Raw genomic sequence first — 15,941 nt, 5'->3', positions numbered from 1 at the left:
AAGCCTTGACAAGTATTCGCGATCTTTTGCTTCTCGCGCTTACCTGTGGTCTCTAACGCAGACCTGACGATTTTCCCTAATAAGTTTCGACTGGACTTTACCTAGGATAAGTCCGCTAGCCTTTCAGGAAAACAGCTCCGAGGTGAGCTCGCATTTAAGGGATATTGGTGGTGGTCTCAGCAAATCCATCCACTCTCTGAGCAAAGAGCCCCTAAACCTTCGTCCTCTTCATCGCCGATTCAATATTTTGTCATGAAAATGTTTAGAAACATTATATGATCACTTTACATCCAGAGTCAATACCCTTTTTTTCTAACCAAAATCAAGGCATAGGGTCTTTAGCCCGGCAGGAACCCTTCTCACCCCTAGCGTCATATGATAAAAAATAACGCCTAAATTCTTGCCTATTTCCGCTGAAAACCAGGCCATGATGATCTTCACCTAACCCAAAAAGGAGGTTGACTGAATGATCCGCTATCGAAGACCCAGGCAGGATGATCCTGTCATTATTGATTTGATTGAAAAGGAGCTTGTCCCCTATTCCCATCTTCCGCCTGAGGAAATAGCTGCGATTTTCAAAGACCTCCCCAAGCGATTAGCACGTGGAATTACACTAGTGGCTTCGCCATATTATGAAGCCGATTCGGTTGCCTTTATTCACTTTATGATCCATGGGGAATTGTTATATATTGACATGATGGCAGTCTCACCCGCGAATCGCCGGCAACGACTGGGAAAAACGCTGATGTCCCATGCCGAGCAGTATGCCGGTTCACGCGGATGCAAACGGGCCAAAGTGATGGTCGATCAGGGAAATTCCCGAGCCCACTCCTTTTATCGCAAGCTCGGGTACAAGACCATTCGTTATATCGATCAATCGGAATGTTATGAACTTGAGAAGCTGCTTCCCGTCCGGGTATAAGCGAAGGGCTTAGAAGAAAGGCCCATAGCCGTTCCCGTACGGACCAACACCGCCATACCCAGGTCCGCCATATCCGCCATAAGGGCCGTACGGACCATATCCGCCGCCAGGGTAACCATACCCATAAGGCGCTGTGCCGATCGCGAGCAAATCAAATAATACGAGCGGAATCAACGCCTTCGTTTTCGCCTTTTTGCCCGAGTCCTGCTTCAGTACCAAGCGGTTTCCGCTAATTTTTACGAGTCTGCCCGTTACAAAGCCGCCATCCTTCTTGTAAGCGACAATAGATTTGCCAATCCACTTCTCTGCTTCTTTCTTGGTCACCGTTCTACCCATCACAATAACCTCCTTCCAGAGTCGTCCGTGAATCCCCTGACAAAGCACCCAGCCTCTTGTTCTGGAGCGCGCCCTATCTTCCATCAGCTTATTCAACAGCGATTCCTTCCGCATATGCCATCGCCTTGATAACAAAAAACAGGCATCCCAAAAAGGATGCCTGTCCTGCTTTATTTATAAAATTAAGCGTTGATTTTTTGTTTAGCTACGTTAGCCAAAGAGTTAAACGCTTCAAGATCATTCACAGCAAGATCCGCAAGCATTTTACGGTTGATGTTAACTTCAGCCAGTTTCAGGCCGTGCATCAATTTGCTGTAAGTCAAGCCATTTATGCGCGCAGCCGCGTTAATACGCACGATCCACAATTTGCGGAAATCGCGTTTTTTCGTGCGACGATCACGGTATGCATATTGCATGGATTTCATAACTTGTTCGTTAGCTGTTTTGTAGATGCGGTGTTTCGAACCAAAATAACCTCTAGCTAATTTCAATACTTTTTTATGACGACGACGAACCACGAATCCGCCTTTTACTCTTGCCATATTAATAAACCTCCCAGAAAAGTTGTGTTAGATTATTTCAAATTTGCAAGCTGCTGCTTCATGCGGCTAACGTCACCCGAGTAAGCTACTGGGCTGTTAGCCAATACGCGTTTGCCGCGTTTGGATTTGTGAGACAGCAAGTGGTTGCGGTTCGCTTTGTAGCGTCTTACTTTACCAGTTCCAGTAATTTTAAAGCGTCCTTTCAGACTGCTGTGGGTTTTCATTTTAGGCATGGTATATCCCCCTCAAATTGTGTGATTCGACGCGCATCAGCAGAAATTACTCTGAGCAATTCCCCTGATGCTGCGCTCGATTAATTGCTTTTAGGTGCTAAAATCATAATCATGCTGCGGCCTTCCAATTTTGGAATGCGTTCAACTGTAGAGATTTCTGCAACCTCTTCCTTAACTCGGTCAAGGATCTTCTTCCCGATGTCAGCATGGGTAATTTCCCGGCCGCGGAAGCGCACCGAGCATTTTACCTTGTCGCCATCCTTCAAGAATTTGATGACATTGCGAAGCTTGGTTTGGAAATCATGTTCCTCAATGTTGGCACGGAACCAAACTTCCTTAACATCAACAACCTTCTGATTTTTACGAGCCTCTTTCTCTTTCTTCTGCTGTTCATAGCGGAACTTGCCATAGTCCATAATCCGGCATACCGGCGGCTTAGCTGTAGGGGCTACGTTAACGAGATCAAGATTCAAGTCCACGGCCATCTGCAGTGCTTCACGAAGCGGCTTAATGCCGATTTGCTCACCTGCAGCACCTACCAAGCGAACCTCTTTCGCACGAATCTCATCATTGATCATATGTTCCTTACTAATAGTTCTCCACCTCCGAAAAATATTCTGGTCTTATGACCGATATCTTCAAAAGAAAAGGGATGCAGGTCAACGCCCGCATCCCACTTGATCGTCAATTCGTCATGAATGTACATTCATCAATTAACGGATCAATACCAGCCAACAATACGTCGGACAGGTGAGAAGCCACGGCCTCTGCTTGCAATCCTAAATATTAACCACGAATTAATGTATCACACTCTTATATCCTATGTCAAGAGTTGAATCTGAAATATTAGCCTTGCTTGCTCTGAACCTCTTCCAGGCGCACCACGCGGGTGTGCTGTGTATGGCTCCATTGTTTGTTGTTCTGTGTGAAGAATGCATAGAACGTAATCGGCCACCAGGAGATTAGATAAATCGGGAACAAGATCAAATAAGCATAGACCTTCTTGGATTTAACCTTCTCCAATATCATCGCTGCCAGGAAGATAAATACGTTGGCGGCGATTGCCAGGAACGAAATCCACAGCGGCATGTACCCATACAAGGTATCAAAATGCGGCCCGCTAAGCAGCGACTGGTCGACCCAAATAACCGCAGTCAGCAAAAACGTAAGCAGAACGATATATACGTTCACACCATAAAGCGCCATGTCCAGCTTGACCAGATTGCGCTCCTTGATGCTCTTCCACAACAGCGGGAAGAAGTAGCGGCGGGCAACCGTAAAGTGCCCTTGCATCCAGCGCAAACGCTGGCGTGCAGAAGCCTTGAACGTGAGCGGCTTCTCATCGAACAGCTTGGCATCGTAGTTGAACACCGGATATACACCGCGGTCAACACAACGCATCGTGAACTCAAGGTCCTCTACAAGACTGGTCGCGCCCCAGCCCATTTCCTTGAGCAGGTTAGTCTCAAAGCACATGCCTGTACCGCCAAGGAAATTCGCCATGCTCAGATTGTGACGAGACAACTGCCACAAGCGATTGCAGTACCAGTAAGAGATCCCATACGCAGCGGTAATCCAGGAGTCTTCCGGATTCTTTGTATCGATGTAGCCTTGAATGACTCGTGCGCCACTGCAGAGATCATTGTTCATCTCGCTCAGGAAATCCGGATGAGCCAGATTATCCGCGTCGAACATGACTATCGCGTCATATTGACGGGGCATTTTCCATAATTCCTTCAGCATCCATTCGATCGCGTAGCCTTTGCCCCGCAAATTCGGGTTGCTGCGAACGCAGGCGTTCATACCGTGGCGGCGAACAATCTCAGCCGTACGGTCCGTACAGTTATCGCAAATTACAAACACATCATACAACTCTTTTGGGTAGTTCAGGTGCTTGAGGTTCTCCATCAAGGCCCCTACTACTTTCTCTTCGTTATGCGCTGCTACCAGTACGGCAAATGACTTTTGCGGTTCGTAATGTACTTTGCTCTTTTTCTTGTACAAGCCGAACAACGACAAGCCGAACTGATAGATCCCTACAACAGCGAGCACAACCTGCAGTACAATCAAAATAGCCTGAAACATGTTGTTTTTGTACCCCCTTAAACTCCATTTTTTATTTTTTTCGGAGTTTTTTTTGACCCTTCTTCTTCATTATTTCTGAAAAACATTTTCTTACATTGCATTACGATTTTCCACGACTTCGGCATATTTGTCAAAAACGATGTAATGCCTCCCTCGCGGAAATATCGGCTGAAGTCAGCCTTTTATTGATGCATGATCCACTGCAACTCTGTTTCATTGCAGTATGGTCTTATTTTCAGCACTTTTGACGGTTTTTATTTCTTCAGCCCTCCTTTTTTTAACGTAGTGTTAATTTTTTTGCTTTTCTACCTCATTCTTAATAACGAAAACAACACAAAAAAGTTACTTAATTCTCCAATATTGTTTACAGAAGTCTGTTATCATTAAAACATTGTAATGCCCTTTGAACCAGAAATCAAAAAATAGCGTCCTACCCTTGAAAAGGCCGCAAAATAAAAATATGATAAGTCTAACTCGGAAATGCCATGCTACAAACTGATGAAGCATCGATCATCAAATGAACCGCTCATGAATTTTGCTCGGCCCGTACAGAGCCCTACAAATCGGAGGTATCCTAATGAATTCCTTGCTTCAAAAGCTTACATCTCTTGATCAGAAAATATTTAAAGGAATTAACGGACGTTTACATCGTAAATCCTTAAGTATCGGATTTTATTATATCACTCATTTAGGCGGAGCCTGGTTTACCATCATCGCCACTGCATTGATCTGGTATTTCAGTGTAAATCCTTGGAGTCGTCTAGGTATTCAAGCTCTGGTTGCCTTGGCCTTAAGCCATATTCCTGTAGCTATAGCCAAGAAAATATATCCGCGCATTCGCCCGTATCTGGCACTTCCTGGCACGAATACTTTTCCCAATCCGTTGACGGACCATTCTTTTCCTTCAGGGCATACAACGGCGATTTTCTCAGTTACGATGCCGTTTATGGTCGTTATGCCATCGCTCATTATCGTCCTTGGTCCGCTTGCTCTGCTCGTAGGAATATCCAGAATTTATCTGGGGCTTCATTACCCGTCCGACGTGCTTGCAGGGGCCGTAATCGGTTCCTCTGTGGCGTTCGGAACTGTTGCATTATGGGCGTAAACGGGATATTGTAGTTGGTAGAAAACCTTGCAGGAAAAGGTGAAACCAAAGTGCAAAAACAAAGAGTATTGCTTTTATCTGAGGGGTTTGGAGCAGGTCATACGCAAGCGGCATATGCACTTTCCAGCAGTTTACGCAAAATTGCTCCGCATGTTCAGACGAGAGTGCTGGAATTGGGTAGTTTTCTCAACCCTAGAGTAGCGCCGGTCATTATTACTGCCTATAAGAAGACGGTCTCCTCCCAGCCTCGGCTCGTTCGCATGATGTATCGCAGCAATTATAATAAATCTTTAAACCGATTGACGACGCTGGCGCTTCATCGGATATTTTATACGCGAACTTTACAGATCATCCGTCAGCTGCGTCCTGATGTCATCGTCTGTACCCACCCGATCCCAAGCGTCGTGATTTCCCGGATCAAGCGGCTTGGCTTTGATGTACCGTTGTGCACCGTTATCACTGACTATGACGTGCACGGGGCATGGGTGAGCCGGGAGGTGAATCGCTATCTTGTATCGACCGAGCAAGTGAAGGAAAAGCTTCTTGAGCGCGGTGTTGGTGCATCCAAAATTCAAATTACCGGCATTCCCGTACATCCCAACTTCTGGGAGAGGCATCAAAAGGATGATATCCGGTCACAGTTCGTTCTCAACAATCTGCCTACAGTGCTCGTGATGGGCGGCGGTTGGGGGTTTATGAAGGATGAAGCCGTCAATTCCTTGCTAGCCTCCTATCACAATGAGATTCAAATTATTTTTTGCTTCGGCAATAACACGAAACAGCTTGAGAAAATGAAAAAGGACCCGCGGTATATCCACCCTAACATCCATCTGCTCGGCTTCACTAAAGAGGTTGATAAGCTGATGGAAGTTTCTGATCTGTTAATTACGAAGCCCGGCGGCATGACTTGTACCGAGGGCCTGGCGAAGGGAATTCCCATGCTGTTCCATAAGCCGCTTCCTGGCCAGGAAGAAGAAAATTCGCAATATTTCGCATCGCAGGGTTGGGGAACCGAGATCCACTCCTTAGGCGATATCGAAGGTTGGATCCATCGCCTGCTATACAATTATGCTGAAGTGCTCCGCACCCGTGAAGAAGTTCTGGAACATATCGCCAGCTATCACCCCATGCAGAGTGCCCAGGCGATCCTCGATCTGCTGGCAGATAGCCACAAATGGAAAGTGGACAATCATGAAATTAAATAGTTGCCGGTTTACTTAAACGTTTTCGGCAACATACGACAATAATCGCCCTCGGCACTAATCATGCTGAGGGCGTTTTGGCGTAATAAAACAAATGCTGCCCCATCGCGGTCGCAACCACAATAGAGCAGCATTTGCTAGAGGTAGATTTAATCATTAAAATTCATCCATTTTATGTTCATGATAACGTTTTAAGGCCGCTTCCCCAATAATGACTTCGCAGCGGTGAATCGGCATTCCTTTACCGACAAATTTGCTCTCGTACTCGGTCATCACATGCTTCTCATTAATGCCGTCCTCATGCAGGCTAAGCGATATATCGTTCATCTGCAAGCCAGTTGCCGCAAAGGAATTCAGCGAAAATTGGAACAAAGAACGTGAATCCGTCTTAAAATGGATCTCTCCATTCTCGTTCAGAATAGACCGGTATTTATTTAAAAAACGCGGATGCGTAAGGCGTCTTCTGCCATGCTTCTTCTTTGGCCACGGATCGCTGAAGTTCAAGTAGATTCGCTCAATCTCGCCCGGTGCGAAGATCTCCTCGATCTGTTCCACATTGCCAAGCGCAAGCCGAACATTAAATGAACTCCCTTCGCCAGCTGAAGGGGCCTCAATGGCCTCGTCCGGCGCATCAGCCTCCTCTTGATCGGCCTGGCCATGAATCGCGCGTACTTTCTCACTGCCGCGACGGACAAGTTCATCGTACATGTCCATCCCGATGAAATTCACATCCGGATATTTGACACTCATCCCGCTGATGAACTGGCCTTTGCCCATGCCCAGCTCCACATGGATCGGACGATCATTGCCAAACAGCCCGGACCAACGCCCCTTATATTGCTTGGGATCAAGCACAACCAATTCCGGCTGCTGCTCCAGATTTTCCCTAATACCTTTTCTACCGCGTAAACGCATGATATTCCTCCACTTTCTGTGATTATACTACTAAGAGGTTGTTCAAAAAGTCCGTCTTTTTGAACACGCACTATTACAGCGATCATTCAAAAGATGTTCCTCTATAGATCACTTTTGAATTCAAGCTTTTTGCAAAATAAAACGATTACTGAAATATTGTGCCGAAGTTCGTCGGAAAAGTAAAGAGTTACAGAGAAAAAGGAACCCTCCACACCGCCGGGGAGACAGTGGGAAAGATTCCTTTTTCATATATTTTGGAATTGGGGTCCAACGAATGTTATTACAACCAAAATAACATAATCGGTTAACCATCGCAAGAAAAGTACGTAGGCCTTCATTCCCTTTTTTAATTGAACTTTGGTACAATAACTCGTAAGAGCCTGTCAGATGGCTGACTTGGCAGGTCATGATACCAATTCGCATATTTCTGTGACAAATAAAGGAGTTTTTCAATGAATACCTCATTATCTGCTTCTCCACTGCTTTGGTCTGACAAAAGATTCCATACATGGAACTACGAGATGCGGCATGAATTTGGTGATAAAGTGTTCAAAGTAATGTTGGATGCCGGATTTACCTGCCCGAATCGGGACGGCTCCATTGCCAAGGGCGGCTGCACCTTCTGCAGCTCAAGAGGGTCCGGCGATTTCGCCGGCAGCAGGCGAGATGATCTGGTGACGCAATTCAACAAAATTCGCGACAAACAGCATCTGAAATGGCCGCATGCCAAATATATCGGTTATTTTCAGGCTTATACGAATACTTACGCACCGGTCGAGGTACTTCGTGAATATTTCGAAGCGATTCTTGAACAACCCGGAGTCGTTGGCCTGTCTATTGCTACACGCCCGGACTGCCTGCCTGATGATGTCGTGGATTACCTGGCCGAACTCCATGAACGGACCTATCTATGGGTAGAAATGGGACTGCAAACGATCCATGATACGACCTCCGAACTCATTAACCGGGCCCATGATACGCAATGTTATGTGGACGCTGTTGAGAAGCTGCGCAAGAGGAACATCCGCGTATGCACACATATCATCTACGGCTTGCCTCAGGAATCACATGAGATGATGCTGGATACCGGCCGCGCAGTTGCCGCGCTGGATGTTCAGGGCATCAAGATTCATCTGCTTCATCTGATGCGCAAGACACCGATGGTCAAGCAATATGAAGCAGGACTGCTCCGTTTCCTGGAGAGGGATGAATATGTGAAGCTGATTGTGGACACCTTGGAGTTCCTGCCCCCCGAAATGATTGTTCATCGTCTAACCGGAGATGCGCCGCGCGATCTACTGATCGGGCCAACATGGAGCCTGAAGAAATGGGAAGTACTGAACGCGATCGACGCCGAACTGAAGAACAGAGACTCCTGGCAGGGCAAGTATTGGAGGGGATAAGATGGGCTTTCTATCTGTACTAAGCTATGCTCATAAGCTGGTCGCTGACAGACTCCAGCCTGGAGACCTGGCTATCGATGCTACCGCAGGCACCGGAGCCGATACCTTGTTCCTGGCTAAAGCCTGCGGACGAAGAGGCCGCATATGGGCTTTCGATATTCAGGCTGAAGCGCTCCGTCTAACCCGGGAGAGATTGGATCGCGAGTACGACGATGCCCTGGCCCAGGTCAGCTTGCTGCAGCAAAGCCATGCCGAGATGAGGGAACAGCTTCCTGGCTCAACCCACGGCCGGATTGGGGCCGTGATGTTCAACCTGGGTTACCTGCCCGTCGAAGCGGCTGATCAAACGCTGATCACCCTACCCGAGAGTACAATCGCCGCGCTGGAGACAGCGGTTTCGCTTCTGCGCCCGCGCGGGATCGCAACGATCATGCTCTATCCGGGTCATCCTGGCGGGGACCAGGAAGCCGAGGCCGTGCAGGCCTGGGCCGCGGACCTGCCTTCATCGATCGGCCAGACGATTCTGTATCGACAAATTCAACGCCCTCATGCACCTTATCTCATAGCGATCGAGAAGAAATAACTGTAAACTGGAATTAGACTCAAAGGCTAATTGGGAGAGGAAGTGTCCTTATAAATGCAAGAGAACACCTTTACTTTCGAAAATGACACCGGTCAGCCCGTGTTCGTCTATCATTGGTATCCGGACGATATGATGCTGCCGTTGCGCGGCGTTGTACAGATTGCCCATGGTATGGCGGAGACCGCCAAGCGTTATGCCCGGTTCGCAGAGGCGCTCACCGCCTCCGGATTTCTTGTGTACGCAGGCGATCACCGCGGTCACGGCTTGACGGCAGCGAATCAATCCGAGCTGGGTTGGCCCGGCAAGGACGGTTTGAACGGCATGGTCCGGGACATGACGAAGTTAAGAGATATTATCCACGACAAGCACCCGAATTTGCCTCTTTTTTTGCTGGGCCACAGTATGGGGTCCTTCCTGACGCAAAAGGTGATGTACGCTGCACCCGAGCACTACACCGGCTTTATTCTGTCCGGGACCAACGGACCGAGGGCTTTCCTCGGCTTCGGTGAAGGGCTTGCCAAGCTGCAGATGAATCTGCGGGGACCAAGTCATCCGAGTGTACTTATGAATGCCATCTCCTTCGGCAGCTTCAACCGTCAATTTCGTCCTGTACGCACAGCCTTTGATTGGCTGTCCCGTGACGAGGCAGAGGTTGACAAATTTATTGCCGATCCTTATTGCGGCTTCCTGTGCAGCGCGGAATTCTTCCAAGGCTTGTTCGGGATTTTAAGGGATATTCATCGTCCGGACTATGTAAGCCGGATTCCGAAGGATAAGCCGATCTACATATTTTGCGGTGATCAAGACCCGGTCGGCTTAAGGGGTGTAGGTGTCAAACGACTGGTGCAATTGTATGAACAATTGGGCATAAAGGACCTGGAACTGAAGCTGTATCCTGGCGGAAGACACGAAATGCTAAATGAGATCAACCGCGATGAAGTTACTCGCAATGTGATTCATTGGCTGGAGCGCCATATATCTTAGTGTTCAAGGGCGCGATGATGGGAAAAAGAATAAGATAAATCACCGAAGAAGTTGGCCGCCCTTTGATCGATGAAACGTAGTATCGCTATGAGGGCGAAAAAAGGCTGCTGAGAATGGTAACGAATCAAGGTATCGTTATTAAGGTGGTTTTGCGGGTTTAAGCTCGTCCTTGAGCCAAAATAACATTCTGGAGTTTCGTTAGATATTTAGACGAGGGGAAATTCTTTATGAGTCGGCTGCTATTTCGCCCACTCAAAGGATTTCCCCTCGATTTGTTGCCGCATCGTATTCAATAACCAGGTTACGCCCGTCCACCATTCCGGGTCCTCCGCATAGGTCTGATTCAACCATTGAATCGGATGATCATCTCCCGGACGACGACGGCTAATATTTTTAACCGTCTTGGCAGCAATATCAGCCGACACCTCGATAGTCGTGTTATAGCTCTCCCAGCTGCCAAAAACATTAAACGGATTATTCGCTATTTGCTTCGCTTGCTTTTGATCCTTTGGCACAAAACCCTGCTCCTGCCCCGTAATCGCAAACAGCAGCAACGGGTGAACATCATATCGCTTCGCTGATGCAAGGATCGCTGACAAATAAGGTTCTTCAGCCAGTAAAGAGTTTCGATCCTGTAAAAATCGGGATAAACGCTTCTTATCCACGTCCACATAGCGAAGTTCAGCAGGTATACCACCAGCTCTCCGCAAGCTCTCCCGCTCGCGAATATCGCGCAGCATCATCTCCATCACGCTAGGATATGTCTGTATTCCGGATGCGGGCTGCTCGTTCCTGAAGCTGTTCATTGTAAACACAAGAAAGATCGCAGCAGCCATACAGCTTGACATAACCGCCATAATGGCCCAGGGTCGGCGGACCCTCCAATTCCGATGGACTGTTGAAGTATCTACTTCTGCCGTATTCACTAGATTCCCTGCGCTGGCCGTCTCAACAGCTGCCGCAATCTCCTCCGAAGCACAGCCCGGCTCATTCATTTGTTGAAGGGCAGCTGAAGCTTGGGAGCCTGCTTCTACCAACGCCTTCAAGGAGATTTGGTCGGGTGAGCGCCGGGACCATTGCAATAGGGTGTCCCTAAGGCTCTCTCCTTCCAAAGGCATGGCGGCTCTGCTGCCTACCCAGACTGCCAGTGCACCCAACAATTCACTCTGATTCAAATCCAGAGTCAGGCACTCACGCAATGCATCATCCTGATGGATGATCAGCGTATCCCTCTGCTTGTCCAGCAGCTCAAATCGCACCTTCTCTTTCACTTCATCCGGAAAAGAGGGCAGACGGCTGTCAATGACCCGATGAGCGGCATCCGACCAAATGGCCCGTCTCTGCTCTGTGTCAAGATCGACATACTTTTTCTCGATGTACTTCTTTAGCCGAGCCGCTTCTCCATCCGATAAAATAAATGGTTGCATCTATGTATCCCATCCCTACTAATAGCATTTATCCTGCATATAGAAATTGGGAGTAATGTACGAGTGATCGTACTGCTTATGCCATATATGCGTAGTTGCCGGCGACATCGGCGGAATCAGCCAGGTCCAATTCCCAGTGACGGCGCGTCCCTGCCTCGCCTCTCTTTGCTCGAACAGCGCGAACTGCTCTGCCGCGGTATGATGATCAACAATGCTCACACCGGCTTCACGGTAGGAATGCAGCACGGCGGCATTTAATTCGACCAATGCTTTATCCTTCCATAAGGAGCGGTTGGATGTCACATCTAATCCCATTGCCTCAGCCATCGCCGGCAGCAAATTGTACCTGCCCTCATCGGCAAGATTGCGAGCCCCGATCTCGGTTCCCATATACCAGCCATTAAAAGGCGCAGCCGTGAAATGCAAACCTCCGATCTCAAGTCCCATATCCGAGATGATCGGCACGCCGTACCACTTGATATTCATTTCATTGAAGCGAACATATTCAGGGTGCCTGATTGGAACCTCCAGAACCGCCCCGTCTGGCAGGGCAAACACGTGCGGCTGCTGCTCATTCACCTGCACAACAATAGGCAACAGATCGAATGGGGTTCCTTGTCCCGTCCAGCCTAATTGCTTGCATTGATTGGTAAAAGCCACAGAGACGGGGTCGCCGATCACTCCCTGCTCCTCAGCATAACCTGCATACCGGATCAACTGATGATTCCAGATGCGAATATGAAGATCGGTCGTACGTGGATGGAATATCGTGATGCCCGGGCGGATCTTCCCGCCGTTTGTCGCGTAATCAATATGCTGCAGTAAAGCCGCCGCGATCTCTTCCTCTTTGGACAAGCGCCGTGCATCGATGACGTTCAGAGATTCCCAGAACAACCGCCCTATACAGCGATTGCTGTTTCTCCAAGCCATTTTTGCCCCATGCTCCAGTTCTTCATAGGTTAATTCATAAGTTCCCAGGCGTTCTATCTCCGCTTCAATCCCAGCCAATCGACGACTGACCTCTTCCTCGGATTTATTCAACTCGCCATAACATTGACGGATGAACTCCTCAGCTTTGACATAGAGGGAACGATCACTCTCTTTATCCCGCTTCTTGGTCTGTATGCCCGTGATGCTCAATGATGACACCTCCACTTAAACTCTAAGCTCCCGAAATGTACGAGCTGCAAAGCCTGCAACAATGAGCAAAAATGTTGTTCTTCCGCTCATTTCCGAATGATTAATAGAATTCTTGCTAATCTGCAGGTTATTGAGAAAATAGGACTTTGTATAACGCGAATCGCAAAGCGCGACCATGCTGCCCTAACGCGGCCCCAAATGCTAACGAAACTGGCTATCGTTATTTTCTGCAAAAAAGACGAATAAGAATTTTAACGAAACTGGGTATCGCTATTCAGACAAATTTCTACCTAAAACCCCGAATTTCGTTCAAATAAAGATATGGAGTTTCGTTAGATTTTCATTCCTATCATTTTTCTAAAAATAGCGATATGGAGTTTCGTTAGAAATCCGTGAGACTATTAGTGTTTTTTCAACAGCCTAAGAACCCGCAGGTATTTCTATGAACATAAACCGGTTTGAGCTTCACTGTTAGTTAGTCAAGTCCTTCGATAGTTCCCTCTTTCAAAATGAAGAAGCCTTTTTGAGCGAAGGCAATAATCTTGCTGACGCTGATTCCTGTCTGCCGGGATATATCGATCACCATCGTATCGGGCTTAACCTCGGCGATGCTGCGAATTTTGAGGTAGGCATCCTCACAGCTCGGACACATTTTCCGGCTTCTTCTCTCCGATAAATTACCGCAGAAATCACAAATTTGATAGTTTCCCATGAAGTCTCCTTTAATGATTGCAATCAATACTAATCAGGATCTTGCCTAGCATGTCAGGGGTTAAGCCAGATTCAACTGCCAGGACACTCCGAACTTGTCCGCGACCCAACCGAACTGCTTGCTGAAGCCGTAGTCCCCAAGGGGCATGAGTACGCTGCCGCCGGAAGATAGCTGATCATAGAGACAGCTCAATTCTTCCTCCGTATCGCAAGTCACATAGATCGAAAAAGAAGGCGTAAACGTGAATTCATGTTTGATATTGCTGTCGATGCACATAAACTCCTGTCCCTTCAGCGCAAATACAGCCTGCATAACACTTCCTTCGTCCCCGGATTCACCAGGGCCATAACGCACGATATGAGTTATCTCTGAATCATCGATTAGCGAGGTATAATAATTCATCGCTTCCTCAGCATTGCCTTGGAACATTAGAAACGGCATAATCTTTTTCATACACGATTCTCCTTTTCAAGCGACTTGACTTGTCCAAAGCTTAAACACGATAGCCTCTATGTCCACAGGGAAGTAGGCGATTATACACGATTGTTGATTACAAAATAAGACTTAGCGAACGGTGGCCCCCGCTAATGGAAGCGAGTAGTAGACCGGGCGCTCATCCGCTTCCTGCTGATACAGAACAATAAGCAGTGTTCCGTTTCCTTGCTTGGCTTCCGCAGCGGCGTCCGGCGTGCTGCCTGCCAGCACCTCGGTAAGCGAGAATGGCAGCTCCTCAACGACCGCATATTTCATAAGCTCACGCTCGTCCATATTTCGGGCAGCCAGCTGCTCGGGCAGTTCCAGCCCTCTGGAAGCCAGAGCCTTGAAGTAGCTGTTCCGTTCATGCTTGCGCATGCGGTCCTCCCACCATATTTTGCGCGGCTTATACTTATGTCCCAAATAGTAATCGAGCTTCATCAAGCCAAGCACGATCTCAGGCTCTTTAAGCCCGCGCTGATTCAGAAATTCATACAGCCGTGAGAACAAATCCTCCAGCTGATGGCCGATTCTTTGCCAGCCTCGTTCTTCCCAATAGTCGCCGAACTCCTGGAAGAAATCAAACGGTGACGCGTATTCCTGTGTGATCAGATATTCGATCGTATGATCCATGCGGTGATCGTTCCAATACTTTTCCAGCACATCCTCCAGCCGCTTTAGCCTGATTACATCGCGGAAAGGAAGCACATCATTGCTCAATATTTCATAGGGTGCATGGTCCATGAATGTATATCCATATTTGTCAGCATCCATACGCAGCCCGGTACCGCGCAGCATCTTCAAGAAACCGAGCTGCAGTTCCTCGGGACGCATCTTGAACACATCGTTGAATGTCTTGCGGAAGGTCGCATAATCCTCCTCCGGGAGACCTGCGATCAAGTCAAGATGCTGATCGATTTTGCCGCTCTCCTTAATCTTGGTCACGGTACGCGTCAGCTTGGTGAAGTTCTGGCGACGCTTCACCAGCAGGTTCGTCGGATCATTCGTCGACTGCACACCGATCTCAAAGCGGAAAATCCCCGGCGGGGCATTCTCGGCCAGAAAATCAAGCACTTCCGGCCTCATAATATCGGCGGTGATCTCGAATTGGAACACGCAGCCGCGATGATTATCAATCAGGAACTGGAACATCTCCATCGCGTAACTGCGGTTAATGTTAAACGTCCGGTCGAGGAACTTGATCACCTTTGCCCCATGATCAATCAGATACATAATATCCGACTTCACACGCTCGATATCGTAATATCGTACCCCAACCTCGATACTGGACAAGCAAAATTGGCAGCTGAACGGACACCCCCGGCTCGTCTCGAAATAAATGATCCGTTTGCTGAGGTTCGGAAGATCCTCGGGAAAGCGATGTGGTGAAGGCAGCGTGTTGAGGTCCGACTTCGGTCGTCCCGGATTAACGATGACCTCATCCCCTTTACGATACGCCGCTCCAAATACAAAATGCAGCTTGCGTTCACCCGACAGTTCCTGCAATAAGTGGTGAAACGTCTCTTCCCCGTCCCCCATTACGATCGCGTCGATATTCGGACAACGCTTCATCCAGTATTCCGTATCGTACGACACCTCGGGACCGCCAAGCACGATGAACGTGTCGGGCAGCACTTTTTTTAATAAATCAACAAGCTTGAGCGTCTCTTCCATATTCCAGATATAACAGGAGAACCCGATCACATCCGGATTTCGCTGATATAGATCAGACACGATATTCATCACCGGATCTTTAATTGTGTACTCTACCAGATCGATATCGAATTCATGGCCACTGTAAGCCTTGAGCAAGCGGATCGCCAAAGAGGTATGGATATATTTTGCGTTTAGTGTCGTTAAGATGACTTTCATGCTTGG

General features: G+C 48.1%; 17 protein-coding genes. 6 read left to right on the top strand and 11 right to left on the bottom strand.

Annotation, left to right across the window (positions count from 1 at the left end; genetic code table 11):
* Window positions 1–466: 466 nt before the first annotated feature.
* The gene (locus tag DMN77_RS11840; RefSeq protein ID WP_068780127.1) at window positions 467–922 is read left to right on the top strand and encodes a GNAT family N-acetyltransferase; all 456 of its coding nucleotides are present in this window, start codon (window positions 467–469) and stop codon (window positions 920–922) included.
* A 9-nt stretch (window positions 923–931) separates the two neighbouring features.
* Here DMN77_RS11840 and DMN77_RS11835 read toward each other — a convergent pair whose 3' ends face one another.
* The 5 genes from DMN77_RS11835 to DMN77_RS11815 all read right to left on the bottom strand — a co-directional run bounded on the left by DMN77_RS11835 (window position 932) and on the right by DMN77_RS11815 (window position 4,118).
* Window positions 932–1,258, bottom strand: coding sequence for a hypothetical protein (locus tag DMN77_RS11835; RefSeq protein WP_068780199.1), 327 nt, complete (start codon window positions 1,256–1,258; stop codon window positions 932–934).
* Window positions 1,259–1,440: 182 nt separating this feature from the next.
* Window positions 1,441–1,800: a 50S ribosomal protein L20 gene (gene rplT, locus DMN77_RS11830; protein WP_068780126.1), complete on the bottom strand. Its 360-nt coding sequence runs from the start codon at window positions 1,798–1,800 to the stop codon at window positions 1,441–1,443.
* Window positions 1,801–1,832: 32 nt separating this feature from the next.
* Window positions 1,833–2,033 (bottom strand): 50S ribosomal protein L35, encoded by a 201-nt coding sequence (gene rpmI / locus DMN77_RS11825; protein ID WP_068780125.1) that lies wholly within the window; start codon window positions 2,031–2,033, stop codon window positions 1,833–1,835.
* 80 nt (window positions 2,034–2,113) lie between these two features.
* Window positions 2,114–2,611, bottom strand: coding sequence for a translation initiation factor IF-3 (infC, locus tag DMN77_RS11820; protein WP_179015112.1), 498 nt, complete (start codon window positions 2,609–2,611; stop codon window positions 2,114–2,116).
* Between the two features lie 268 nt (window positions 2,612–2,879).
* Window positions 2,880–4,118: a glycosyltransferase family 2 protein gene (locus DMN77_RS11815; RefSeq protein WP_068780123.1), complete on the bottom strand. Its 1,239-nt coding sequence runs from the start codon at window positions 4,116–4,118 to the stop codon at window positions 2,880–2,882.
* 577 nt (window positions 4,119–4,695) lie between these two features.
* Here DMN77_RS11815 and DMN77_RS11810 point away from each other — a divergent pair.
* The gene (locus DMN77_RS11810; RefSeq protein WP_068780122.1) at window positions 4,696–5,223 is read left to right on the top strand and encodes a phosphatase PAP2 family protein; all 528 of its coding nucleotides are present in this window, start codon (window positions 4,696–4,698) and stop codon (window positions 5,221–5,223) included.
* A 50-nt stretch (window positions 5,224–5,273) separates the two neighbouring features.
* Window positions 5,274–6,428: an MGDG synthase family glycosyltransferase gene (locus DMN77_RS11805; protein ID WP_068780121.1), complete on the top strand. Its 1,155-nt coding sequence runs from the start codon at window positions 5,274–5,276 to the stop codon at window positions 6,426–6,428.
* A 153-nt stretch (window positions 6,429–6,581) separates the two neighbouring features.
* Here DMN77_RS11805 and trmB read toward each other — a convergent pair whose 3' ends face one another.
* A complete protein-coding gene (gene trmB / locus DMN77_RS11800) occupies window positions 6,582–7,340 on the bottom strand; it encodes a tRNA (guanosine(46)-N7)-methyltransferase TrmB (RefSeq protein WP_179015110.1) in 759 nt (252 codons plus the stop codon).
* 452 nt (window positions 7,341–7,792) lie between these two features.
* Between trmB and mnmL the strand changes: the two genes are divergently transcribed.
* From mnmL to DMN77_RS11785, 3 genes are read left to right on the top strand one after another with little or no spacing between them, the layout of a single operon-like run.
* On the top strand, window positions 7,793–8,743 hold the full coding sequence (gene mnmL, locus DMN77_RS11795; RefSeq protein ID WP_068780119.1) for a tRNA modification radical SAM protein MnmL/YtqA: 951 nt from the start codon (window positions 7,793–7,795) through the stop codon (window positions 8,741–8,743).
* Window position 8,744: 1 nt separating this feature from the next.
* The gene (gene mnmM, locus DMN77_RS11790) at window positions 8,745–9,326 is read left to right on the top strand and encodes a tRNA 5-(aminomethyl)-2-thiouridylate-methyltransferase MnmM (protein WP_179015109.1); all 582 of its coding nucleotides are present in this window, start codon (window positions 8,745–8,747) and stop codon (window positions 9,324–9,326) included.
* A 54-nt stretch (window positions 9,327–9,380) separates the two neighbouring features.
* Window positions 9,381–10,310, top strand: coding sequence for an alpha/beta hydrolase (locus tag DMN77_RS11785; protein ID WP_068780117.1), 930 nt, complete (start codon window positions 9,381–9,383; stop codon window positions 10,308–10,310).
* Window positions 10,311–10,549: 239 nt separating this feature from the next.
* Here the strand turns inward: DMN77_RS11785 and DMN77_RS11780 are convergent, their stop codons facing one another.
* The 5 genes from DMN77_RS11780 to DMN77_RS11760 form a co-directional block, all read right to left on the bottom strand.
* Entirely contained in the window at window positions 10,550–11,737 is a 1,188-nt protein-coding gene (locus tag DMN77_RS11780) for a glucosaminidase domain-containing protein (RefSeq protein ID WP_179015107.1), read from the bottom strand.
* 18 nt (window positions 11,738–11,755) lie between these two features.
* Complete coding sequence (locus DMN77_RS11775) at window positions 11,756–12,877, bottom strand: nitric oxide synthase oxygenase (protein WP_218652944.1); 1,122 nt, start codon at window positions 12,875–12,877, stop codon at window positions 11,756–11,758.
* 475 nt (window positions 12,878–13,352) lie between these two features.
* On the bottom strand, window positions 13,353–13,589 hold the full coding sequence (locus DMN77_RS11770) for a hypothetical protein (RefSeq protein WP_068780115.1): 237 nt from the start codon (window positions 13,587–13,589) through the stop codon (window positions 13,353–13,355).
* A gap of 60 nt (window positions 13,590–13,649) precedes the next feature.
* A complete protein-coding gene (locus DMN77_RS11765) occupies window positions 13,650–14,042 on the bottom strand; it encodes a VOC family protein (protein WP_179015106.1) in 393 nt (130 codons plus the stop codon).
* A gap of 111 nt (window positions 14,043–14,153) precedes the next feature.
* Entirely contained in the window at window positions 14,154–15,935 is a 1,782-nt protein-coding gene (locus DMN77_RS11760) for a B12-binding domain-containing radical SAM protein (protein ID WP_179015104.1), read from the bottom strand.
* Window positions 15,936–15,941 lie beyond the last annotated feature (6 nt).

Origin of the sequence: Paenibacillus sp. 79R4 (assembly GCF_013393165.1) — a bacterium.
GTDB lineage: Bacteria > Bacillota > Bacilli > Paenibacillales > Paenibacillaceae > Fontibacillus.
The sequence above is the reverse complement of the archived record's forward strand: the minus strand, read 5'-3'. Positions and strand labels throughout refer to the sequence as shown.

Excerpts from the sequence above, each read along its gene's own strand:
- DMN77_RS11840 (WP_068780127.1), top strand. The coding sequence starts at position 467 with ATGATCCGCTATCGAAGACCCAGGCAGGATGATCCTGTCATTATTGAT.
- DMN77_RS11835 (WP_068780199.1), bottom strand. The coding sequence starts at position 1,258 with ATGGGTAGAACGGTGACCAAGAAAGAAGCAGAGAAGTGGATTGGCAAA.
- rplT (WP_068780126.1), bottom strand. The coding sequence starts at position 1,800 with ATGGCAAGAGTAAAAGGCGGATTCGTGGTTCGTCGTCGTCATAAAAAA.
- rpmI (WP_068780125.1), bottom strand. The coding sequence starts at position 2,033 with ATGCCTAAAATGAAAACCCACAGCAGTCTGAAAGGACGCTTTAAAATT.
- infC (WP_179015112.1), bottom strand. The coding sequence starts at position 2,611 with ATGATCAATGATGAGATTCGTGCGAAAGAGGTTCGCTTGGTAGGTGCT.
- DMN77_RS11815 (WP_068780123.1), bottom strand. The coding sequence starts at position 4,118 with ATGTTTCAGGCTATTTTGATTGTACTGCAGGTTGTGCTCGCTGTTGTA.
- DMN77_RS11810 (WP_068780122.1), top strand. The coding sequence starts at position 4,696 with ATGAATTCCTTGCTTCAAAAGCTTACATCTCTTGATCAGAAAATATTT.
- trmB (WP_179015110.1), bottom strand. The coding sequence starts at position 7,340 with ATGCGTTTACGCGGTAGAAAAGGTATTAGGGAAAATCTGGAGCAGCAG.
- mnmL (WP_068780119.1), top strand. The coding sequence starts at position 7,793 with ATGAATACCTCATTATCTGCTTCTCCACTGCTTTGGTCTGACAAAAGA.
- mnmM (WP_179015109.1), top strand. The coding sequence starts at position 8,745 with ATGGGCTTTCTATCTGTACTAAGCTATGCTCATAAGCTGGTCGCTGAC.
- DMN77_RS11785 (WP_068780117.1), top strand. The coding sequence starts at position 9,381 with ATGCAAGAGAACACCTTTACTTTCGAAAATGACACCGGTCAGCCCGTG.
- DMN77_RS11780 (WP_179015107.1), bottom strand. The coding sequence starts at position 11,737 with ATGCAACCATTTATTTTATCGGATGGAGAAGCGGCTCGGCTAAAGAAG.
- DMN77_RS11770 (WP_068780115.1), bottom strand. The coding sequence starts at position 13,589 with ATGGGAAACTATCAAATTTGTGATTTCTGCGGTAATTTATCGGAGAGA.
- DMN77_RS11765 (WP_179015106.1), bottom strand. The coding sequence starts at position 14,042 with ATGAAAAAGATTATGCCGTTTCTAATGTTCCAAGGCAATGCTGAGGAA.
- DMN77_RS11760 (WP_179015104.1), bottom strand. The coding sequence starts at position 15,935 with ATGAAAGTCATCTTAACGACACTAAACGCAAAATATATCCATACCTCT.